The sequence below is a fragment of the Breznakia sp. PF5-3 genome, from assembly GCF_029504745.1.
In the GTDB taxonomy this organism is placed as follows: domain Bacteria; phylum Bacillota_I; class Bacilli_A; order Erysipelotrichales; family Erysipelotrichaceae; genus Breznakia.
The window spans coordinates 32,832-53,267 of sequence record NZ_JAQFIQ010000012.1 but is presented as its reverse complement, the minus strand read 5'-3'; the positions used below and the strand labels follow the sequence as shown (position 1 = coordinate 53,267).

Genomic DNA, 20,436 nt, shown 5'->3' with positions numbered 1-20,436 from the left:
CTACGTTCTCTTCTTGTTGTCATTTTCTTTTCCTCGCTCTTCTATTTTACCATGACAACCTTATCTTTTCTGTCTACTTTATTGTAGCCTATCCATCATGGCCTATGATACTTTTTTAATTTTCTAGCTTATAAAATTGCTTTGTTTTATGCAACAACAAAAATATCTTATCAATTGCTTTTTAAGCTTGCTATTAATTTTATCATTCCCATTTCCATCATTTCTATATAATACATTTATTCTTCCCTTGACATAAATTATAGCAACTTATCTTACTCTTTTCAATTCTTTATAGACTTTACAAAATTTTATATCTATTTAGAATGTCGTTATTACAATACTTCTTTATATACTCGCAATACATTCTTATAACAAATCTTTTCAATTTCTTCTTGGGTAAAATGTTCTTTTAAAAGTGCTGCTTCTAATTTCCCCATTTGTGAAGCATCTTCAATTTCTAACACAGAATCAATTCCATCAAAATCACTTCCTAAAGCAATGCAATCAATCCCCCCTATTTCTTTCATATGTTTAATATGTTTCACCATATCTTCAACACGTGAAGCAGCATTGCCAGTTTCACTTTCTACAAGAAAGTCTCCACAGAAATTAATTCCAATCACTCCCCCACGTTTTGCAATTTGAGCAATCATATCATCACTAAGATTTCTAGAAACTCCACAAACACTTCGTGCATTTGAATGTGATGCAACAAAAGGCTTACTTGTATATTTACATACATCATAGAATCCTGCATCTGATAAATGTGAAACATCAATAATAATACCTAAACGCTCCATCTCTTGAACATAAGCGATACCAAATTCACTCAACCCATCTTTTGTATTATATGAAAACATATCTTGGTATGCTTTTTTACTTTCCATATTAAAGTTAGGAGAACCTATAGCATTGGGATAATTCCATGTTAATGTAATCATCCTTACACCTAAACGATAATAATTTCTTAATATAGCTAAACTATCAAATACAACATCACCTTCTTCAAGTGTCAGCATTGCTGACATATATCCTGCTTGTCTATTTTTTTCAATATCATCATATGTATAAACAGCTCTTATATAGTCTTTATTTTTTTCTAACTCTTGATAATACAAGTCTATACCTTCTTGTACATGTAACATAAGATCATCATTTTTAAAATCCGTGAAGATGGCAAAGTTTTGCAATAAATAATCACCTTGTTTCATTTTCTTAACATCTATATGTTTATGATTATCAAACAAAGATACATCTTTTCCTTCTTTTTGTAATTGTAATAATCCAATAATCGTATCACAGTGCATATCTACTATTTTCATTGTTATTCCCTCCTTAAGCATTTATTCTATTATAGCAAACTTTCGCATTCTAAAAACAGAACTTCATCAAAAAAAAGAGCATTTAAAAATAGCTTTTATAATATCCTTACTGCTACTTTTCTTAGCTCTATTTTCTCTTTTTCTAAACTTTTTACATTTTCCTAGCCAAATGTTTTAATGTCCTCACCAACACTATTTATACCACTTATTCCATAATGTTCTACTAAATATGCTGCTGTATTTTTACTTAAATACCCTGGTAATGTTGGTCCCACTTTAATATCCTTAATTCCCAAATGCAACAACGACAATAAAACAATGATAGCTTTTTGTTCATACCATGCAATATTAAATGAGATAGGTAACTCATTTATATCATTTAATTCAAATACCTCTTTTAACTTCATCGCAACTACTACCCAGGAATATGAATCATTACATTGTCCTGCATCCAAAACTCTAGGTATTCCATTAATATCCTTAAGTTGTAATTTATTATAACGATATTTTGCACAACCAGAAGTTAAAATAATCGTATCATCTGCTAATGTTTTAGCAAATTCTGCATAATAGTTACGATCACGTTTTCTTCCATCACATCCACTCATTACCACAAACTTGCGAATGGATCCATTTTTAATATTTTCAACTACCGCATCTGCTAAGCTTAACACTTGATTATGTGCAAATCCACCAACTATTTCACCATTTTCAATTTCTTGAGGCGGTTGACAATTTTGGGCTTGCGCGATTACCTCACTAAAATCCTTCGTTCCATCTGGTAATTCTTTTATTCGTTTGAAGGTTGGATAATCACAATTTCCTGTTGCATATGTTTTATCTACATAACTAGCATTTGCTTTTGGTGGAACAATACAGTTCGTTGTGAAAATAATTGGTCCATGAAAAGATTCAAATTCACTTGTTTGCTTCCACCACGCATTTCCATAATTACCAACCAAATGATCATATTTCTTTAAATTTGGATAATAATGAGCTGGAAGCATTTCACTATGAGTATAAATATCAACACCACTTCCCTGGCTTTGTTCTAACAATTGTTCAATATCTTTTAAGTCATGACCTGATACCAATATTCCAGGACGCTTTCCTACTCCTATATTAACTTTCGTGATTTCAGGATTCCCATATTTTGTAGTGTTTGCATGATCCAATAATGCCATTACCTTTACACCATAATATCCACATCTATCACTAATTTTAAGCAATTCATCTAATTCCTTTATATCATTTATTTTTGCTAATGTCTCAATTAAGAAATTATGAATTTCATTATCTTCATGCCCTAAATGAATTGCATGAGAATGATAAGCGCTCATCCCCATCAAACCACCCATAATTAAAGATTTTAAAGCATTTAAATCTTCATCTTCTTCATAAATTGCTACTACATCATCTCTTTTGGTATACGTCTTTGCAAGCAATATTTGTTTTTGGATACTCTCGTGACTAAAATTTGCATTTGTAATTAATTTAAACATACTATTCATAATAAAATGCTTTTCTTCCAGTTTTCCTTCTTTCTCATCTTTAATTTGTAAAGATAAAACTTTAAGATACTCCTTTAATTCATCCATCAAATTTGCTAACTCACTATCTTTTCCACAAACTCCACTAACCGTACATGCTTTATTTGCTGCCGTCTCTTCACATTGATTACAATACATTGCTGTTTTCATAAAAAATAACATCTCCTTTATAGCTATACTATAAACTTGAGATGTTATTTAAGATGTGATAATTCCAACACTTTTAAAAGAATTCTTTATTTAATACATATTTTTGTTTCTCTACTTTTATAATTCCATCCTTTTCCATTAAATGAATTTCTCTTGATAAGCTACTTCGATTCACACATAAATATTCAGCCAATTGTGTCTTATTAAATGGTAAATTCACAATGTGAGATTGTTGTTTAATACGATAAAAATTCAATACCTCATATAAACGTTCTTTCACTGTATTCTTATTAAGACATTCCAATTTATGAGTTAAGAACGTATTTTTTGTTGAAAGTATGCAAATCATATTTTCCAAAACTTGTTTTGGAAATGTAAACATAATTTCTTTTGTAATATAAGCAACCTTTAAGGGTTTGGTTGCGATAATATCAAATGGTGAAATATGATCTTCACCCAAGGCAACCGATTCTGCAAACATTTCCCCTTCATCTAATACCGTTACTAATTTTTTATTGCCACCAATATCATAACTACATATTTCTAAATTACCTTCTAAAATCACAAAAACACCTTGAATTATATCTCCAATATGAAAAAGTATTTCATTTCGTTTATAATTTCTTATCGTTACTTTTTGTGAAATGATATGTAATGATTCTTCACTAACACCATCAAACAACCCAATATCTCTTAAATATTTCATAATTCTCACTTTCTACTCAATTATACTTTATATTAGTATACAACTATTTTTAATCCATCAATCGACTTTTCAAATCTTTAACTTTCTGTTCAATTATCTGTGCTGTTTTTTCAAACTCAAGTAAAGACTTGCCACTAGGGTCTTCTAATCCCCAATCTTCATAATATACACCATCAATGATTGGACAATCTACATTACAACCCATTGTTATAACGATATCTACAGGTGGAATATCAGATAATAACTTTGGATATTGGATTTCTTCCATATCAATAGAATAGCACTTTTTCATTGTTTCAATCGCATCATGGTTTATATTTGCTTTTATTTTTGTACCTGCACTATAGGATTCAAACACTTCGTTTGCGAAATGTCTCCCTAATGCTTCAGCCATCTGTGATCTACATGAATTATGAACACAAACAAAAGCCACTTTTTTCTTTTTATCCATTTAAAATAATCATCCTTTTTAGATTAATTCCTTAATTTGTTCTATGGTTAATACCTTCCCATAACTTACTACTTTTCCTTGATAAACCAAGGCTGGTGTTGACATTACACCATATGCTGCTATCTCACTCATATCTGTAACTTTTTCAATGTCTGTACTTCTACCTAATTCTTCTAATGCTTGTTTAGCATTTGATGCTAACTCAACACACTTCGCACATCCTGAACCTAAGACTTTTACTTCTGCCCCTTTTACACTGTTGGTAGTATCACTATTACCACCACAATCGCATTCCGTTTTTTTCTTATTAAATAATTTCATCTTACTTCCTCCTTAAAATAAATATTGAAATGTATTAAATCCATATCCAATCAAAATGATTCCTATCCCTACAATCACTACAAAGGTTGCCAACAATTTAGGCTTTACTGCTCTTTTCAACATTATAATCGATGGTAAAGATAAAGCTGTTACTGCCATCATAAATGATAATACTGTTCCTAATCCCACACCTTTCGCATATAATGCTTCTGCAATTGGAATGGTTCCAAAAATATCCGCATACATTGGAATACCAACAATCGTAGCAAGAATTACAGAAAATGGATTATTCTCACCTAAAATACTTTGAATGAAAGTTTCTGGTAATACATTATGAATAATCGCTCCTATTCCTACTCCCACAATAACATATGGAAACACCTTTTTAAAGGTAGATGCTACTTGTTCTTTAGCAAAATCTATTCTTTGTTTAGTCGTTGTTGATTCATCATCAATAGTCACATTAGGCGCATCTTTAATGAATTTTTCTACATATTTTTCCATGCCCATCTTTTCAATCAACAAGCCACCAAATACAGCAAGTACAAGCCCAACAAGGACATATACTATGGCAACCTCCCAACCAAACACAGACATTAACAATACAAGGGAACCTAGATCAACCATCGGTGATGAGATAAGAAAAGAAAAAGTTACACCAACTGGTAATCCTGCACTTGTAAACCCCATAAATATTGGGATTGATGAACAACTACAAAAAGGCGTAACCGTTCCTAGTAATGCACTGATTACATTTGCCCATATTCCTTTAAACTTTCCTAAAATTCTTTTTGTTCTTTCTGGTGGAAAATAACTCTGTATATAAGATATTCCAAATATTAGAACCGATAACAGTACTAGTATTTTAATTGTATCATAGATAAAAAATTGGATACTTCCACCTAATTGTCCTTGAATATCAAAACCCAGACTTACAAGTATATTGCCAATTAAGTCGTTTAACCATTTCATTCCTAAAAGTTGTTCTTGAATAAAATTCCACATCATTCTTCTCCTTATATATATCGATGATTACCGATATATAAATTATACCGATATATCGACAGTTGTCAATGTGTTTGTTAAAAAAAGAAATGATATATTTCTTTTTAACAACATGAACCATCAAATAATTCAAAAATACCATTCCGTATCTTTGAACAAACTTCTTTATTAATCGTATAATTTATCCACTTTCCATTTTTTCTAGCATTCACTAATCTACAATCTACTAATATCTTCATATGGTGTGAAAGAGTTGATTGGGCAATATTTAGATCCTCTAATAAATCACATGCACATCGCTCACCATGTTCTTTTAGTAAACGAAATATTTTTATTCTATTTTCATCACTTAAAGCTTTTAAAACCACAATCACTTCTTTATCCATAATAATTACCTCTTTATATTTTAAATATAGCGAACCCTCTTGCTTATGTCAAATGCTAATTATAAAACGTAATAAATGTTGTATTTTACATTTATTCGTTGTATTTTTTGTATTATGATAACATTTATTCGTTGTAAAAAATGTATAATCAGTGTATAATAGCCTTAAAGAGGTGATGTTAAATGTATAGGAGTGCTATTGAACAACTTCATAATTGGAAATATAAAAAAAATAAGAAACCTCTTATTATTCGAGGTGCACGTCAAGTTGGAAAAACATGGTTAATGAAAGAATTTGGACGCAAGGAATTTAAAAAAACTGTTTACATTAACTTTGACAACAATCCACAAATGAAGGAATTATTTTCTTTAGATATGAATATTCAAAGAATTATAACAGGAATCCAACTATACATAGGATTCAAAATAGATATTGAAAACACTTTAATTATTTTTGACGAAATACAAGAAGTCCCTCAAGCACTATCTTCATTAAAATATTTTAACGAAGAAGCTAGTGAATATCAGATTATTTGTGCAGGATCTTTACTAGGTGTGGCTCTACACGAAGGTACATCTTTTCCTGTAGGAAAAGTTGAATTCATGGACTTATATCCGCTATCGTTTAATGAGTTTATGCAGGCAATGGGGAAAGAACAGTATGTTGAACTATTAAATAAGAACGATTTTGAAATGGCTACTACATTTAAACTAAACTATATTGAATTGCTTAAATATTATTATTTTGTTGGTGGCATGCCTGAAGCGGTTCAACATTTTGTAAATAACAGAGATTTTAACGAAGTCAGAGTTATCCAGCAGAATATCCTAGATGCTTATGAACAAGATTTTTCTAAACACGCCCCAAACGACATTGTTCCTCGTATCCGAATGATGTGGAATAGCATTCCTAAACAACTTGCTAAAGAAAATAAAAAATTTATTTATGGACTCATTAAAACAGGTGCTAGAGCCAAAGAATATGAAATGGCACTTATGTGGTTAATCGATTGTGGTCTTGTTTACAAAATCCAACGCGTAACCACACCAAACCTTCCTCTGAAAGCCTATGAAGACCTAAAGGCGTTTAAATTATTTATCCTTGATGTCGGATTACTTAGTTGCATTGTAAATCTAGATCAATCAATTCTTATTAGCGGTAATACTCTATTTAAAGAGTTTAAAGGTGCACTAAGTGAGCAGTATGTTTTGCAACAATTAAAAACATTAGATAATATTGAACCATATTATTGGACAAATGATAGAGGTACAGCTGAAATTGATTTTTTACTTGATGCTAAAAATAAAATTATTCCGTTAGAAGTAAAAGCAGAAACTAATCTTAAGGCAAAAAGTCTAAAAGTTTTTTATGAAAAATATAAGCCTGAGATTGCAATACGTACATCAATGGCTGACTATAAACAAGAAAATTGGCTATTAAATCTACCTCTTTGGGGAATCAATACTATAAAGTAAAACAAAAAAGATTTTATCCAACTTGATAAAATCTTTTTTGTTTTACTCTTTTAACGCACTATAGTTAATTAACTCAATATCTTTATGATTCAGAATTCTATCTTTAAATTCTGAATTTATCAAGATATCTAAAACTTTAATCCTTAAATAAATTTATTTGATATTTTATTATTCTAAATTAGCATGCTTTCCCATTAAGATAGCATTATTTTCATCTAAACTTCTAGAAGATGTAATGTCAATGATAATTGCATCACCAAGCAATAAAACCATTTGTTCAAACGTATTTCCTCCAGGTTGAATAGAAGTTGTTGTTTTCACATCAATTATAAAATCTGCTAACTTACCTATTATAGAATCTTTATTCGCAGTAATAAGTGCTAATTTAGCATTTGTCTTTTTACACTTCTCTGCCATTACAGCTAGTGTTGAAGTACTACCAGATCCTGAAGCGATAATTAATAAATCATCTTCTTCAATTGCTGGGGTTACTGTTTCACCAACAACATACGCTGTAAATCCCATGTGCATTAATCGCATTGCCAATCCACGAATCATCATCAATGACCTTCCTGCACCAGCAACAAATATTTTATCTGCTTTTTTAATCTGTTTTTCTAGTTCTTGCAATTGTGCTTCATCTAAATCATGAATCGTTTGTGCTAACTCTTTTGTTATATTATCTAATATGTTCTTTACTTCCATTACTTCATATATCCTTTCATATCCATTACTGCTTTACGAATATCTGGTGCATTATATAAAGCCCCTCCAGAAATAATAATTTCTGGATTGTGCGCCGCATATGAGGCAACCGTATCAAGATTTACTCCTCCTGCTACTGCTACCTTTGAAGGTTCTATATCCACTACCAGCGTCTTTAAATCGGCCAATGGAGTACGTCCACTTTTTTGCATGTCAACACCTGTATGTACCCCAACATAATCAACACCTAATGCTAATAATTCTTGAGAACGCTTGCTTATATCATGAACACAAATTAAGTCAGCAAGTACTTTTCGTCCATATTTGTGTGCCACTTCCACAACTTCCTCGATTGTTGCATTATCTGCCAGTGCCAATACCGTAACAATATCCGCTCCTGCTTCACAAACATCTTCACATTCAATGGCTCCACCATCAACAATCTTGGTATCTGCTAATACGCATAAGTCTGGATATTTTGCTTTCAATTTCATCACTGGAGCTAACCCTTCTTTTATAATCACAGGAGTTCCAACTTCGTATATATCAATTACATCGTGAATCGTTTCAGCAATTTCTAGCACCTTATTTGTATCTGCAATATCTACTGCTATTTGTAATTTCATATTATATCCTCTTTACTTACTAAAATATTCTAATACATCTTTAGGAATATCTTTTGCTGCTTCTTCATCAATAACAAATTCTACATTTGGATGCATTCTTAACCATGAAACAGGAAATTGAGGATCTAATTTTTCTGATTCAAATAATTTTTTTAATAATGGCGCTTTATGTGCTCCAGAGCAAACTACAAAGTAATTTTTAGTTTTCATATGCTCTTCCATTCCCGTAGTAATTGCATACTCAGGAACCCCGGTTGCACAATCTGCAAAAGCATTCGCATTTTGCTTACGTGTAGCTTCATCCATTTTTACTACATGGGTTCTAGGTAACAAATAATCATTTGGTTCATTAAATGCAATATGACCATCATCTCCAATGGAAGTAATGGCAATATCCAACCCACCTGCATCAATGATTTCTTGTGCATATCTTTTACATTCTGCATCTAAATCTTCTACATCTGCATGTGGATATTTCACATTATCCAAATTCACATTCACATGATCCAAAAAGTGATAATGCATAAAATAAATAAAACTATGCGGATCATCCGGTGTTAGACCTGCATACTCATCCATATCAAAGGTTCTTAGTTTAGAATAATCTACTTGTCCATCTTGATACATCTTTACTAAATACTTATACATGCCAATTGGAGAATTCCCTGCTGGTAAACAAAACGTCAAATCCGGCTTTTCATTGATTAAATTTACTACCTTCTCTGCCATAACCCTACTAACATCATCAAAATCTTTACATAGAACAATTTTCATATTGTTACCTCCTTGCTCTCTATACTTGGATAATAGCACCACATTATAGCGAAGTCAATAGTTTTATTATTGACTTCGCTAATTTTATATGATATTTTTTGTTTATATCAACAAATTAGATTTGATATCCATTTTCTGATATTATGTGAGGGAGGTAATATTAATGCAAAATTCAAACAAAGTAAACAAACGTCATGAAGAAATTCGCAACTTACTCTTATCCAATGGTACTGTAACCTTACAAGAATTGTGTTCAAAACTAAATTGTTCACAAGCTACTATCCGAAATGATTTAGCTGCGCTTGAAAAACAAGGGGTTTTAAAAAGGATGTATGGTGGAGCGGTGGCTAATGAAAATACTGTTCGAAACTCTCGTATTAATAAACGTTTGAATGAAAATATAGAAGAAAAAGAACAAATTGCTGATTATGTAGCAAAAAACTTAATACAGCCAAATATGATTATCACCTTAGATTCAGGAACAACAACCATGGCGTTAGCACAAAAAATCTTAGATTATAAGATTCCTTGTACCGTTGTAACAAATTCATTTAATGTCGCAACCATTGTATCAAAATCAGAGGTTGTTAAATTGTATTTAGCAGGTGGCTTTTACGATTCTGATCATGGATCTTTCCATGATGAAACATCTGATTATATCCTAAAAAAATATCAAAGTGAGATTTGCTTTATTTCACCAAATGGTATTAGCTGTAATGGCCTAATAACAAATTCTGGCTCTTCTGAGAACCCAATAAAGAAAAGAATGATGGAACATGCTAATAAGACAATCTTATTAGCAGACCACACTAAGATTGGAATAAGTGAATTAAACATTTTAGGTGATTCACGAAATGTTGATTGCTTAATTACAGATAATAAAATAAAAAAAGAACAAGCTACCCAGCTAAAAAAAGCTGGATTAAAAGTTATTCTTGCTTCATAAGTTATAAATCAAAAAAGCCAACGCATGGCTTTTTCTTTTTTGTCAATCATTTGACTTAATGATATCTTTCTATATTTTGTGAATATTTTCTTTTTTCTTTATTGCTTCTTTACTACATGTTAAAAAACTAATTTTCTTTTATTATCCTTGAATATTAATAATGCTTAACTCTTTCTAAAATCAAATGACATCGGTAGGTAAGATATAGAGAAGGTTGTTTCTTTTGCCCAAACTCCCATCCTTTATACTTTTGAAAAACTGATTCCGGAGTAAAGAATCCATCTTCATCTTGTTTGCTTTTAATTATTTCTAACATTTCGATAAAACGTTTATCTTTTTTAACTGAATCAATTTGACTTAATACATCACTAACACTTACAATGTCATACCACATAAGTGGTGCTTTTAATTTTCTAAAATCGGTTCCCATATAAAACATATATGGGTGTCTTTCTAAACTATTCTCCCATAAAGAAAGTAATACATCTGCTAATTCTTTTACCATGTCACAATCTTTATATTCTGGAATCGCTAAAAGCAATCGCAACATTAACAAAGTCCCATAAGGACAACAATCACCTTTTCTTCCAGGTCCTCTAAAACTACCTGCTTCTGGCGATACAGTACAAGGAAAACCTTGTGGTTTATAAAACTGCAAAAGGTAATCCACACCTTGTTTTATATGGTTTTCATAATCTATACCAGCTTTCAATAACGCATACAACAATAAAGGCGCATCGCAAAGACACCAACTAAAGACATCTTCTCCACTACCACCAAAATGCTTAGGAATGTTTGTTAATGATTGATATACACCATATTCATCTTTATGTGCCATGATTTCATTGATTGCCAACTGTATTTCAGGTACATCCGTATCTAAACCAATATCTAATAAAAATATTAATTTATGAATTGGTAAATCTGGATTCTTATGATTACGTACTAGAATCCCATGAAAATTTGAAATATCATTTAAATAATTTTTAATTCTATCATCAGAAATAACTTGTTTGCGTAATTCCTGTAAATCTTCTTTGCGCTCCTTTAGCGTATTTACTCGTACAACATATTGCAACCATGCTTCACCATTTTCAATTACTTCATTATAAATATTCATTATTACCCCTCCGTTAGTGAAATTCTACAATCCTTATTTCACTATTATTCTACTTTGCTTCTTGATTTTACTTTTAATTACAATAAGTATATCATATTCGCTTACTTCTACATTTATATCCTAGATATTTTGTCATCAATAGTTTCTTCAAAGCTATTTCTCTATGCATCTACTACATCTTTCGAAGAAAGAAGAGTACATCCCTTTTTTTCATAATAAGCAAGCATTTCCTCTATTTTATTCTTATTATAACTTGTGATACAGTCTGCTAAAACATTCACTTTATAATCTGCTTTACGCATGTTGTAAGTAGTCGATTTCACACAAGCAACTGCATCTGCTCCGGTGATATAAAACTCAGATATCTCATGTTTATTTATAAAGTCTGAAAATTCTTTACTACTGAGTGCATTTCCTTTTGATTTAATAAAGATATTATCTGATACAACCTCTAAGTCTGAAACTAATTCTGCCCCTTCTGTATCAGGCTTAAACGTTCTTGTTAATGGTGTTAAATTATGATGTCTTATATAGACTACATGAAGATTGTTTCTTTGTGCCCAATCAATAGAATTGTTTACATTCTCAATTATTTCCTTATAATTTTTTGTTATATCATTTTGAAGATCGATAACTACTAAAGCTTTTTCCATTGTATTACTCCTCCTTGTGAATAGAAATCATCATTTACATATTTAAATGTCGTTTTTAAATATGTCACCCACAGAATATCACACATAACTTGCAACAGGGTGTCAAGTTTTATATTTTTCTATAATTTTTTCTATTCTTTTTGCTATTATATCCCGAATTTTTTGCGGAGCTAATACTTCTACCTTATCTCCATATGAAAGAATATATCGAAATAACAACTCATTATTAGGCATTTGTGTATGCACGATTAAATTACCATCTTCGTTTTTTACTACCTCATCATCAAATTCTTCGTATACTTTAACTAAGACACTTTTATCAAACAAAAGCTTCACTTTTATCATATCCATTTCAAATTCCGCTGATCGTTTGAAAATTTCTGCAGGTATTGTCCGCTCATATTCGTCCTCCATCATTTTCAAATCTTTGATACGTATTAACTTAAAGAAGCGATAATCTTGTCTCATTGTGCAAAATCCATATACATACCAATCATAGGATTTAAAGACAATTTTAAGCGGTTCTACGATTCTTTCAATAGCATCTCCATTACTGTTATAGTATTGAAAAAATACTTTTCTACGTTTAAAAATAGCTTCTTGTAATGTTTGAAAAGTCTCTTTCCTAGCACTTGTTTTTGTCCATCCTGAAAAATCAAATTCAAACCAATTTGTATTTTGCTTTTGAAATACTCCACTGAGCTTTGACAAAAGTTGATTCGTATTTTCTTCTTCCATCACTTTAGTACCTTGTAAGGCCATTAGAATTTGTTGCTGTTCTTCCTCACTTAGAATTGATTTATTAAGTACAAAATTATCCTGAATAAAGATTCCCCCACCCTTACCTTGGGTAGCGTATACAGGGATACCAGCTGAACTTAAAATATCAATATCACGATAAATCGTTCTCACTGACACTTCAAAATGCGCAGCAAGCTCTGGTGCTGTCATTTTACCTTTTTCTAATAAGAGATAAATCATTTGAAAATATCGATTTTCTTTCATGCATACCACCTCTCATCCATTATACTAAACTTGACATTAGTAGTCATGATTAAAAATACTATTTAAACACTATGACTTCCGATTTTCCTTTTGTGCTTATTTATGATACAATTTAAGCACAAACAGGAAATGAGTGATTCAATGAAAAATATCAGTGAAGTTAAATCATACATTTCGCAAAGTAGCGGAATTATTACAAGTAAGGAATTTAAAACAAATAATATTGAAAAATATTACATAAATAAGCTTATTTCTGAAGGTATTATAGAACGTTATAAAAAAGGAATCTATATTAGAACTGATGTATTTGAAGATGAATTCTATATTCTCCAAAAGAAGAATCCTTCTATCATTTTTTCATATAATACAGCTATGTATTTACTTAATAAAACTGAAAGAACTCCAATCAATATAGATATTACAGTATATAGTGGTTTTAACGGACATCGTCTGCCAAAAAATATTAAAATTCATTATGTTAAAAAGGAAGATTTGAAACTTGGTTGTATAAAAGTTAAGACACCTTTTGGTTTTGAAGTTGTCACTTATAATAATGAAAGAATTATATGTGATTTGATAAAAAATAAAAATCATGGAACTGATAAAGAACAAGCTAATAAATTTATTAGAGAAATGTTTTTAGAAAAACAAATTGATATCTTAAAATTAATTGAATATTCTAAACTTTTGAATTGTGAAAAAAAGGTGCGTACAATAATGGAGGTGTTTATATAATTAAAAATGTAGAATCATTGAAAGCAAAGGCAAAACAGTATTCTAAAGCTACCAATTTAACAACTCAGCAAGTTTTACAAAATTTTATGTTTGAACGTTTTTTAGAAAGATTATCTTTTTCAAAATATAAAGAAAATTTCGTTATTAAAGGTGGTTGTCTTCTCTCATCGATCATGGGCTTAGACATGCGAACAACCAATGATATTGATATGATTTATGTTATTATCTTTTAATGTCCACCCATGTTATTAACGGAACTATCATTTTATATTCCACTTTTAATATGGAAATTTTTATTATCATAAAAAAGGCAGTTCATCGTATAGATCAATTGCCTTTCTTATATGTCTTCATTTACTAAATCTTTATACTAATCAAGATTCTCTCCATTTGTCTTAATTACTTTCTGATACCAATAGAAAGAATCTTTTCTTATTCTTTCCCCTGTACCTTCTCCATAATCATCAATATCTACATATATTAATCCATAACGTTTACTCATCTGGTGACTTGAAGCAGAAACAATATCAATTGGTGACCACATCGTATAACCAATCACTTCTACGCCATCTCTAATTGCATCTCGAATATTGGCAATTGATTTTGATAAATACTCTATTCGATAATCATCATGGATTTTCCCATCCTCTACAACATCATTATATCCAATTCCATTTTCAACGATAAACAATGGTTTTTGATAACGATCATAGTATTGAGATAAACTATTATACATGACCTTATAGTCTAAATTCCATCCCCAAGCCGTTGTTTCACTTACTAAATCATTTTCAACAAAACTATCAATTGGAATTTTACATGTTCGATCCGCACAAATAGAGAAATATAATGAAAAAGCTAAGAAATCTAACGTATTTTCTTTTAATAATTGTAATTCATCTTTAGATACTTCAAAATGAATGTCTTCATCTTCAAAATACCGCAAACTATATTTAGGATATTCTCCTCTAAGTGCTACATCTGTATAAAAATAGTTATTCATTCGATTTTTCTTCATTGCTGTAATAACATCTTCTGGATGTGATGTTTTTGGATAACAAGTAAAATCTGCTAGCATAATTCCAATATTACAATCTTTATATTTAGCACTATGTCGCTTGATTTCAGCACCTGCAACAAACTGATTATGAATCGCTTGATAATAGTCACTTAAAGATAACTTTCCGCCTTCGGTAGCTATTCCTAGTGATGTAAACATATACATCTCTGCCATATTCATCTGATTTATAACAATCCAATATTTTACTCGATCATGATAGCGATCTACAACAAATTTCGCATATTTTATAAATGCTTCATTAAATTTGTGATGGTTCCATCCACCATATTTTTTTATCAATTCAAGGGGAAGCTCATAATGGGATAATGTAATAACGGGTTCCATATTTTGAGCAACAATTTCATTAATTAAATTATCATAAAATTTAACCCCTTCCATATTTGGTTCTTCATCATCCCCATTTGGAAATATACGAGCCCAATCAATTGAAGTTCTAAACGCTTTTAATCCACATTCATTCATCAATTTTAAGTCTTGCTTATAAGTGTGATAAAAATCAATTCCACTTCTTTTTGGAAAATGAACATTTGTTTTTGAAAGTGCTTCTTCTATAAATCTAAGACTTTTATCTTCGGTACTGAAGCCAATATTTTCATTATGTTCATTATACTCTGAATCTGCTAATATTAATCCTTTCCCTCCTACATTCCATGCTCCTTCACATTGGTTTGCTGCTACTGCACCACCCCATAAAAAATTATTCGGAAATCCCTTTACTGCTTTCATTTATTAACGCCTCCAATTTCTTTATTTTTTGATCATTATCTTTTAAAATTGTTATCATTTTCAAAGTCATATTATATTCTGAAAATATTGTCATCATGGTATCTTGTGCATGTGAGAACAATACACTATATTTAAACTCTGCTCCATTCGCCTCTTTTTGAATCGTCTTTGTTTGACATGCATGAGCTTCTTTTATCTTTTCATGTGCACTATTAAGCAAGATATTCGCTGCTGTAAAATCGGTTTGCGCAGCTTTATCCAATGCTTCATAAATAAGCCTTTTAGCATCTCCAGCATGTAATATTATTTCCATGCTCAATTCCATAAGTTCCTCTTTAGACACTTTCATTTTCTAAGCTTGACCTTTCCTCTTTCAATTTTTGATTTTCATAAACTTTAAAGAATGGAAAATAAATCGCATACGAAACAATAAAGATAACTACCAGTAAAACAATACTTGCAATGGATGGTGAAATTAGCCATGTAGACACACCTAAAGGAACTCCCATAACAAAGAATGCTTCACTTGGAATTGCTACAAGTCCCATCGATAATACCACATAAGTAATGGCTGGTACTACTATAGAAACAATCCACATAGGTATCATTAAGAATGGATTAAATACGATTGGTGCTCCAAACACAATCGGTTCATTAATATTTAATAATGATGGGAAAATGCAAGCTTTTCCAATCGCTTTTATTCCTTTTGCTTTGGAAAATAACATCATGATATTAAGAGGCAATGTAGTCCCTAATCCTCCTAATGCAACCCATCCAAAATATACTGTTTCTTGTGTGTTAATATTAATAGGCTCCAAACCTTTGGCTACCAATTCTGCGTTTTCTGCTATACCAGGCAACATGATTCCATAAATAATAGGAACTAATACCCATGGACTTACTCCAAAAGAATAGAAAATAACACATACAAAATTCAATAGTACAAATCCTGCAAAAGATTGTCCAATATTCAACATTGGTGAGAACAATTGAACAATTAATTCAAAGATGTCTAAATTGAAAATATAGATCAACAAAAACCCTGTAAATAAAACTAAGAATATTGGTATAACATTATTAAACCAATTTCGTACAAAATCAGGTATTGATGAACCTTCTTTGAATAAACTAAATTTATAAAATGATTTCATTATAACAGCTACAAATAAGCCACTTATAATTGCACACAACATACCTTCAGCACCAAGCCGACCAAAGGTTATTGTTGCTGGATCACCACTGAAGTCAATTCTAATAAACATAAAAAACAAACTGATTCCAGTTAATCCTGCTAATACTTTCGTTCTACTCATCTTTTTCTTTTCCAATACATTATATGGTGTTAGAAAGGAAATAAAGACTGCAAATAACCCGAAACTGAAAGTATTTAAAGGACTTAAATCTGGTACTTCCAAATTTGGAAAAAGCGATAAAAGCGACATTATAATTGAAGCTAAAGAACCAACAAAAATCATTGGTAATGCTTGTGTGATTGCAGCTTGTAATGCTTGTATATAAATATTGTTTGTAACCTTATTCATTATAGGAACTAGCTTTTCATTTAAAACATCTATAAACTTAGTCATCATGTACTCCTTTCGCCATTAAATCCAAAGCATTTTGTAATGCCATTTCCCCATTCAACGATCCATATGCTATTTGTGAAATACATGCTACTGGAACATTAAAAGGTTTCCCTTGCTTCTCATATTCTTTTTGTATATAAGCTAAATGTGGACCTAAGAGAACACAATCAACTTTATCCCAATAATCTTCTAGTTCAGCTTCACTAACTGCTTCTACAGCATAGTCCAAGCCTTTAGCTTTGGCAGCTTTACGAATGCTATTTGCCATAAAACCACTAGAAGCTCCACTTCCACATGCTAATAATATAAATTTTTCTGCCATATCAATTCTCCTTTCAAATAAGTATCACTTGTGACACTTACATTATGAATTTTATTTGCTAGATAAACAATTAATAATTTGCATATGGGGTGTGCAAATTATTAATTATCCTTACCTAGTAACTTTGTTATAATAAAATTACAGGGGGTGTATATATGCACCAAAAAGAGAAAGATTTAATTGATATCCTTCATAGGTCAAAGAAGTGGAAAACTGCCAAATCTTTAGCAGCGGAACTAAATGTTTCTGTACGTTCTATTCACAATTATTTGAATCGCTTAAAAGAACAAGGTGATATTCGTCTTGCATCTTCTTCACAAGGTTTTCGTTTATTGGAAAGCAATTTTACAAATGAAAAGAGTAAGGAACAAAATGATATACCTTCAACTCCTGAGGAAAGAATTAAATATCTCATTATCCTTTTAGCTACTCATTATTCAGATAAAAATAGTCCCTTTGATATATTGGATATTGGTGAAGAGTTATATGTCAGTGAATCAACCATAAGGTTAGATTTACAAAAAGCAAAAAGAGCCTTTACTAAAAATAGAATTTCTTTAAAAATTGAACAAAATAAATTTTGGATTGAAGGTAAAGAGATTGATAAACGCAAAATGGTAAGTAGTATTTTGTATTCTGAAAGCAGTGATCATTTTATGGATATTTCAACATTAGAAGCCGCTTTTCCTAACTTTGAAATATACGCCCTTTCAAAAGAAATATCTACCATCCTTGAAAACGCTAAATATTTTATTAACGATTATGCCTTTATGAACTTAATGCTCCATATTATAATTGCTGTAGATCGTTTGCATTCAGGCTTCCCATCAATCCCAATAAACAATGATACAAACATTCCAAATGACTATAAAGAAATTGCCTTAAAGATTAGTGCTTCTATCACAAAATTATTAAAGATAACTTTAGATAGTAATGAAATAGATCAATTATCTATTCTATTATTAGTGCGAGCTACAAGATTTAATCCTCAAGAAATAAATCTTAAAGATCTTCACCAAATTATTGACAATCAATATATTGAATTTACCAAAAATGTAATACAGGAAATCGATGATTATTTTAATATTGAGTTAAATGATGAAATGTTTTTTGTGCGTCTAACTCTGCATATCAATAATCTTATTCTTCGTTGTAAAATGAAATATAGTAATCGCAATCCGCTCTTGCAAAATATAAAGACAAGTTGCCCTATGATTTATGAAGTGGGTGTATTAATATCAAAAAGAATTCAAGAAGCATTTAATGTAAAACTATCCGAAGGTGAAATTGCCTTTATCACTATGCATATCGGTGGAGAAATTGAAAACAAGAAGAATTATGAAGATAAAATAAAGTGTTATCTTTTCTTTCCTGAATATAATGGATTGTCCTTCGAAGTAGCAAATCGCATTAAAAAGATATTTGCACAAGAATGCATTATTCTAGGTGTTATACATACTGAAAAAGCACTTGAGAAACTAACAGATTTTGATTTGCTGATTACGACAACATCCATTACTAACAAAGCTATTCCTTACATACAAATAACACCATTTCTTACCAATAAAGATATAACCATATTAACCAATTCAATCAATGAAATGAATGAGAGTAAAGAAGTAAATGAATTCAAAAACCGCTTACGTGAAATTTTCTCAGAAAACCTATTTAAAATAGATACAAGAATTGATAATTATAAAGAAGTAATCCATTGCATATCTCGTGAACTTTATGCACTAAGCTATGTTAATAGTGATTATGAAGCAAAAGTAATCGAACGTGAAGAAATGTCCAAGACTTGTTTTGGGAGTGTCGCTCTTCCTCATACGATACGCTTAGATGCGAAAAAAACTGGAATCTATGTTTGGATAAACCCATTTGGTATTGATTGGGATGGAGAAAAAGTGAAACTGATTTTTTCTCTTTCTATTGAATATAGTGATCGTTATGATTTCAGAAATATACTAAACAACCTAACAAAGCTATTAGCACAAAAAAATAATGTAGATAAATTAATAAATTGCAAGACATATGATGAATTCTTTGAGTGTCTATTTAGTCTTCTACACAACATATAATTTTCAAAAAAACAACCAGAAAAATTACCTGATTGTTTTTTCTTCATCATACTTATATATGATTCAATTTAAGCACATAAAATGAAATTATAAGTTACCTTTTTGTATCACTACTATATAGAAATATATCTTCTATTTTCTTATCAAAGAAAGCAGCTATTTCAAAGGCTAATTCCAATGATGGGTTATACTTCCCTATTTCAATAGCAATAATAGTCTGTCGACTAACATTTAATTTTTTGGCTAAATCATCTTGACGAAGATGATGCTCATGACGTAGTTCCTTCAATTTGTTTTCCATATACGCCTACATGTGTAAAAATATATTGAGAAATCCCATTACAATAAATATCACATAAAATAATGTCTGTAAATTAAAGCCTATGACTTTATCATGATAAGTTGTCATTTTATTTTCATAATATAGTCTTCCTACTAAACTTGTTGTAATGATTATCTCATAATAAATCCAATCAATTAGCGTTAAGCTTTCTACTTGATCGCTTATAAATACATAAGCATAACGAAGAACCAAGAATAAGAAAAGTATTTTCATGGTTAAATCTGATACTTTATAATCAATAACATTTTGCATTTCATCTTTCTTTTTTGAAAAAAGCATTCTAATCACCTCACTAATGTAAATGTTCCTTTACATTAGTAGAATACCACATATTTTTTTAAAAGTAAAGGAAACTTTACTTTTGAGT

Annotated in this window: 24 protein-coding genes; 5 read left to right on the top strand and 19 right to left on the bottom strand. The window is 30.5% G+C overall.

What is annotated here, in order from left to right; translation table 11 throughout:
- Positions 1 to 332 precede the first annotated feature (332 nt).
- From M2475_RS04475 to M2475_RS04445, 7 genes are all read right to left on the bottom strand, one after another.
- The gene (locus M2475_RS04475) at positions 333 to 1,322 is read right to left on the bottom strand and encodes a dipeptidase (protein ID WP_277489859.1); all 990 of its coding nucleotides are present in this window, start codon (positions 1,320 to 1,322) and stop codon (positions 333 to 335) included.
- A gap of 161 nt (positions 1,323 to 1,483) precedes the next feature.
- Entirely contained in the window at positions 1,484 to 3,022 is a 1,539-nt protein-coding gene (gene hcp / locus M2475_RS04470; protein WP_277489858.1) for a hydroxylamine reductase, read from the bottom strand.
- Between the two features lie 73 nt (positions 3,023 to 3,095).
- Positions 3,096 to 3,728 (bottom strand): Crp/Fnr family transcriptional regulator, encoded by a 633-nt coding sequence (locus M2475_RS04465; RefSeq protein ID WP_277489856.1) that lies wholly within the window; start codon positions 3,726 to 3,728, stop codon positions 3,096 to 3,098.
- 49 nt (positions 3,729 to 3,777) lie between these two features.
- Positions 3,778 to 4,179 (bottom strand): arsenate reductase ArsC, encoded by a 402-nt coding sequence (locus tag M2475_RS04460; RefSeq protein ID WP_277489855.1) that lies wholly within the window; start codon positions 4,177 to 4,179, stop codon positions 3,778 to 3,780.
- 18 nt (positions 4,180 to 4,197) lie between these two features.
- Complete coding sequence (locus M2475_RS04455) at positions 4,198 to 4,500, bottom strand: thioredoxin family protein (protein ID WP_277489854.1); 303 nt, start codon at positions 4,498 to 4,500, stop codon at positions 4,198 to 4,200.
- A 12-nt stretch (positions 4,501 to 4,512) separates the two neighbouring features.
- Entirely contained in the window at positions 4,513 to 5,505 is a 993-nt protein-coding gene (locus tag M2475_RS04450) for a permease (protein WP_277489853.1), read from the bottom strand.
- 104 nt (positions 5,506 to 5,609) lie between these two features.
- The gene (locus tag M2475_RS04445) at positions 5,610 to 5,891 is read right to left on the bottom strand and encodes a metalloregulator ArsR/SmtB family transcription factor (protein ID WP_277489852.1); all 282 of its coding nucleotides are present in this window, start codon (positions 5,889 to 5,891) and stop codon (positions 5,610 to 5,612) included.
- 182 nt (positions 5,892 to 6,073) lie between these two features.
- On the opposite strand from M2475_RS04445, the gene M2475_RS04440 reads away from it, so the two are divergent.
- Positions 6,074 to 7,366, top strand: coding sequence for an ATP-binding protein (locus M2475_RS04440; RefSeq protein ID WP_277489851.1), 1,293 nt, complete (start codon positions 6,074 to 6,076; stop codon positions 7,364 to 7,366).
- 168 nt (positions 7,367 to 7,534) lie between these two features.
- On the opposite strand, the gene hxlB is transcribed toward M2475_RS04440, so the two are convergent.
- From hxlB to M2475_RS04425, 3 genes are read right to left on the bottom strand one after another with little or no spacing between them, the layout of a single operon-like run.
- Positions 7,535 to 8,071 carry a 6-phospho-3-hexuloisomerase gene (gene hxlB, locus M2475_RS04435; protein ID WP_277489850.1) on the bottom strand — a complete coding sequence of 179 codons (537 nt, stop codon included), beginning with the start codon at positions 8,069 to 8,071 and terminating at the stop codon, positions 7,535 to 7,537.
- Positions 8,071 to 8,697, bottom strand: coding sequence for a 3-hexulose-6-phosphate synthase (gene hxlA / locus M2475_RS04430; protein WP_277489849.1), 627 nt, complete (start codon positions 8,695 to 8,697; stop codon positions 8,071 to 8,073). Before hxlA ends, hxlB begins: the two co-directional genes overlap by 1 nt.
- A 12-nt stretch (positions 8,698 to 8,709) precedes the next feature.
- Positions 8,710 to 9,471 (bottom strand): glucosamine-6-phosphate deaminase, encoded by a 762-nt coding sequence (locus M2475_RS04425; protein ID WP_277489848.1) that lies wholly within the window; start codon positions 9,469 to 9,471, stop codon positions 8,710 to 8,712.
- Positions 9,472 to 9,634: 163 nt separating this feature from the next.
- Between M2475_RS04425 and M2475_RS04420 the strand changes: the two genes are divergently transcribed.
- Positions 9,635 to 10,417 carry a DeoR/GlpR family DNA-binding transcription regulator gene (locus tag M2475_RS04420; protein ID WP_277489847.1) on the top strand — a complete coding sequence of 261 codons (783 nt, stop codon included), beginning with the start codon at positions 9,635 to 9,637 and terminating at the stop codon, positions 10,415 to 10,417.
- 154 nt (positions 10,418 to 10,571) lie between these two features.
- Here M2475_RS04420 and M2475_RS04415 read toward each other — a convergent pair whose 3' ends face one another.
- From M2475_RS04415 to M2475_RS04405, 3 genes are all read right to left on the bottom strand, one after another.
- On the bottom strand, positions 10,572 to 11,537 hold the full coding sequence (locus tag M2475_RS04415; RefSeq protein ID WP_277489845.1) for a hypothetical protein: 966 nt from the start codon (positions 11,535 to 11,537) through the stop codon (positions 10,572 to 10,574).
- A gap of 161 nt (positions 11,538 to 11,698) precedes the next feature.
- Positions 11,699 to 12,190 (bottom strand): cysteine hydrolase, encoded by a 492-nt coding sequence (locus M2475_RS04410; protein ID WP_277489844.1) that lies wholly within the window; start codon positions 12,188 to 12,190, stop codon positions 11,699 to 11,701.
- Between the two features lie 102 nt (positions 12,191 to 12,292).
- Complete coding sequence (locus tag M2475_RS04405; RefSeq protein ID WP_277489843.1) at positions 12,293 to 13,195, bottom strand: YafY family protein; 903 nt, start codon at positions 13,193 to 13,195, stop codon at positions 12,293 to 12,295.
- Between the two features lie 141 nt (positions 13,196 to 13,336).
- On the opposite strand from M2475_RS04405, the gene M2475_RS04400 reads away from it, so the two are divergent.
- Together M2475_RS04400 and M2475_RS04395 are read left to right on the top strand one after the other, a co-directional pair.
- Positions 13,337 to 13,930, top strand: a complete 594-nt coding sequence (locus M2475_RS04400; RefSeq protein WP_277489841.1) for a type IV toxin-antitoxin system AbiEi family antitoxin domain-containing protein — start codon at positions 13,337 to 13,339, stop codon at positions 13,928 to 13,930.
- A gap of 86 nt (positions 13,931 to 14,016) precedes the next feature.
- On the top strand, positions 14,017 to 14,163 hold the full coding sequence (locus M2475_RS04395) for a nucleotidyl transferase AbiEii/AbiGii toxin family protein (RefSeq protein WP_277489861.1): 147 nt from the start codon (positions 14,017 to 14,019) through the stop codon (positions 14,161 to 14,163).
- A gap of 137 nt (positions 14,164 to 14,300) precedes the next feature.
- On the opposite strand, the gene M2475_RS04390 is transcribed toward M2475_RS04395, so the two are convergent.
- Genes M2475_RS04390 through M2475_RS04375 form a run of 4 tightly spaced genes read right to left on the bottom strand, consistent with a single transcriptional unit; the run spans position 14,301 to position 17,648 of the window.
- Complete coding sequence (locus M2475_RS04390; protein WP_277489838.1) at positions 14,301 to 15,737, bottom strand: glycoside hydrolase family 1 protein; 1,437 nt, start codon at positions 15,735 to 15,737, stop codon at positions 14,301 to 14,303.
- Entirely contained in the window at positions 15,709 to 16,062 is a 354-nt protein-coding gene (locus M2475_RS04385; RefSeq protein WP_277489836.1) for a PTS lactose/cellobiose transporter subunit IIA, read from the bottom strand. The genes M2475_RS04390 and M2475_RS04385 overlap by 29 nt, the downstream gene beginning before the upstream one ends.
- 10 nt (positions 16,063 to 16,072) lie before the next feature.
- Positions 16,073 to 17,326, bottom strand: a complete 1,254-nt coding sequence (locus M2475_RS04380) for a PTS transporter subunit EIIC (protein ID WP_277489834.1) — start codon at positions 17,324 to 17,326, stop codon at positions 16,073 to 16,075.
- Positions 17,319 to 17,648 (bottom strand): PTS sugar transporter subunit IIB, encoded by a 330-nt coding sequence (locus M2475_RS04375; protein ID WP_277489832.1) that lies wholly within the window; start codon positions 17,646 to 17,648, stop codon positions 17,319 to 17,321. Before M2475_RS04375 ends, M2475_RS04380 begins: the two co-directional genes overlap by 8 nt.
- A 155-nt stretch (positions 17,649 to 17,803) precedes the next feature.
- On the opposite strand from M2475_RS04375, the gene M2475_RS04370 reads away from it, so the two are divergent.
- Positions 17,804 to 19,726: a PTS sugar transporter subunit IIA gene (locus tag M2475_RS04370; RefSeq protein WP_277489830.1), complete on the top strand. Its 1,923-nt coding sequence runs from the start codon at positions 17,804 to 17,806 to the stop codon at positions 19,724 to 19,726.
- A gap of 94 nt (positions 19,727 to 19,820) precedes the next feature.
- Here the strand turns inward: M2475_RS04370 and M2475_RS04365 are convergent, their stop codons facing one another.
- Both M2475_RS04365 and M2475_RS04360 read right to left on the bottom strand, forming a co-directional pair.
- Positions 19,821 to 20,027 (bottom strand): helix-turn-helix transcriptional regulator, encoded by a 207-nt coding sequence (locus tag M2475_RS04365; protein WP_277489829.1) that lies wholly within the window; start codon positions 20,025 to 20,027, stop codon positions 19,821 to 19,823.
- A gap of 6 nt (positions 20,028 to 20,033) precedes the next feature.
- Positions 20,034 to 20,348: a hypothetical protein gene (locus M2475_RS04360; protein ID WP_277489828.1), complete on the bottom strand. Its 315-nt coding sequence runs from the start codon at positions 20,346 to 20,348 to the stop codon at positions 20,034 to 20,036.
- Positions 20,349 to 20,436 lie beyond the last annotated feature (88 nt).

What these genes read in the sequence shown, in the direction of transcription:
- M2475_RS04475 (WP_277489859.1), bottom strand. Translation starts at nt 1,322, where the DNA reads ATGAAAATAGTAGATATGCACTGTGATACGATTATTGGATTATTACAA.
- hcp (WP_277489858.1), bottom strand. Translation starts at nt 3,022, where the DNA reads ATGAAAACAGCAATGTATTGTAATCAATGTGAAGAGACGGCAGCAAAT.
- M2475_RS04465 (WP_277489856.1), bottom strand. Translation starts at nt 3,728, where the DNA reads ATGAAATATTTAAGAGATATTGGGTTGTTTGATGGTGTTAGTGAAGAA.
- M2475_RS04460 (WP_277489855.1), bottom strand. Translation starts at nt 4,179, where the DNA reads ATGGATAAAAAGAAAAAAGTGGCTTTTGTTTGTGTTCATAATTCATGT.
- M2475_RS04455 (WP_277489854.1), bottom strand. Translation starts at nt 4,500, where the DNA reads ATGAAATTATTTAATAAGAAAAAAACGGAATGCGATTGTGGTGGTAAT.
- M2475_RS04450 (WP_277489853.1), bottom strand. Translation starts at nt 5,505, where the DNA reads ATGTGGAATTTTATTCAAGAACAACTTTTAGGAATGAAATGGTTAAAC.
- M2475_RS04445 (WP_277489852.1), bottom strand. Translation starts at nt 5,891, where the DNA reads ATGGATAAAGAAGTGATTGTGGTTTTAAAAGCTTTAAGTGATGAAAAT.
- M2475_RS04440 (WP_277489851.1), top strand. Translation starts at nt 6,074, where the DNA reads ATGTATAGGAGTGCTATTGAACAACTTCATAATTGGAAATATAAAAAA.
- hxlB (WP_277489850.1), bottom strand. Translation starts at nt 8,071, where the DNA reads ATGGAAGTAAAGAACATATTAGATAATATAACAAAAGAGTTAGCACAA.
- hxlA (WP_277489849.1), bottom strand. Translation starts at nt 8,697, where the DNA reads ATGAAATTACAAATAGCAGTAGATATTGCAGATACAAATAAGGTGCTA.
- M2475_RS04425 (WP_277489848.1), bottom strand. Translation starts at nt 9,471, where the DNA reads ATGAAAATTGTTCTATGTAAAGATTTTGATGATGTTAGTAGGGTTATG.
- M2475_RS04420 (WP_277489847.1), top strand. Translation starts at nt 9,635, where the DNA reads ATGCAAAATTCAAACAAAGTAAACAAACGTCATGAAGAAATTCGCAAC.
- M2475_RS04415 (WP_277489845.1), bottom strand. Translation starts at nt 11,537, where the DNA reads ATGAATATTTATAATGAAGTAATTGAAAATGGTGAAGCATGGTTGCAA.
- M2475_RS04410 (WP_277489844.1), bottom strand. Translation starts at nt 12,190, where the DNA reads ATGGAAAAAGCTTTAGTAGTTATCGATCTTCAAAATGATATAACAAAA.
- M2475_RS04405 (WP_277489843.1), bottom strand. Translation starts at nt 13,195, where the DNA reads ATGAAAGAAAATCGATATTTTCAAATGATTTATCTCTTATTAGAAAAA.
- M2475_RS04400 (WP_277489841.1), top strand. Translation starts at nt 13,337, where the DNA reads ATGAAAAATATCAGTGAAGTTAAATCATACATTTCGCAAAGTAGCGGA.
- M2475_RS04395 (WP_277489861.1), top strand. Translation starts at nt 14,017, where the DNA reads ATGTTTGAACGTTTTTTAGAAAGATTATCTTTTTCAAAATATAAAGAA.
- M2475_RS04390 (WP_277489838.1), bottom strand. Translation starts at nt 15,737, where the DNA reads ATGAAAGCAGTAAAGGGATTTCCGAATAATTTTTTATGGGGTGGTGCA.
- M2475_RS04385 (WP_277489836.1), bottom strand. Translation starts at nt 16,062, where the DNA reads ATGGAATTGAGCATGGAAATAATATTACATGCTGGAGATGCTAAAAGG.
- M2475_RS04380 (WP_277489834.1), bottom strand. Translation starts at nt 17,326, where the DNA reads ATGACTAAGTTTATAGATGTTTTAAATGAAAAGCTAGTTCCTATAATG.
- M2475_RS04375 (WP_277489832.1), bottom strand. Translation starts at nt 17,648, where the DNA reads ATGGCAGAAAAATTTATATTATTAGCATGTGGAAGTGGAGCTTCTAGT.
- M2475_RS04370 (WP_277489830.1), top strand. Translation starts at nt 17,804, where the DNA reads ATGCACCAAAAAGAGAAAGATTTAATTGATATCCTTCATAGGTCAAAG.
- M2475_RS04365 (WP_277489829.1), bottom strand. Translation starts at nt 20,027, where the DNA reads ATGGAAAACAAATTGAAGGAACTACGTCATGAGCATCATCTTCGTCAA.
- M2475_RS04360 (WP_277489828.1), bottom strand. Translation starts at nt 20,348, where the DNA reads ATGCTTTTTTCAAAAAAGAAAGATGAAATGCAAAATGTTATTGATTAT.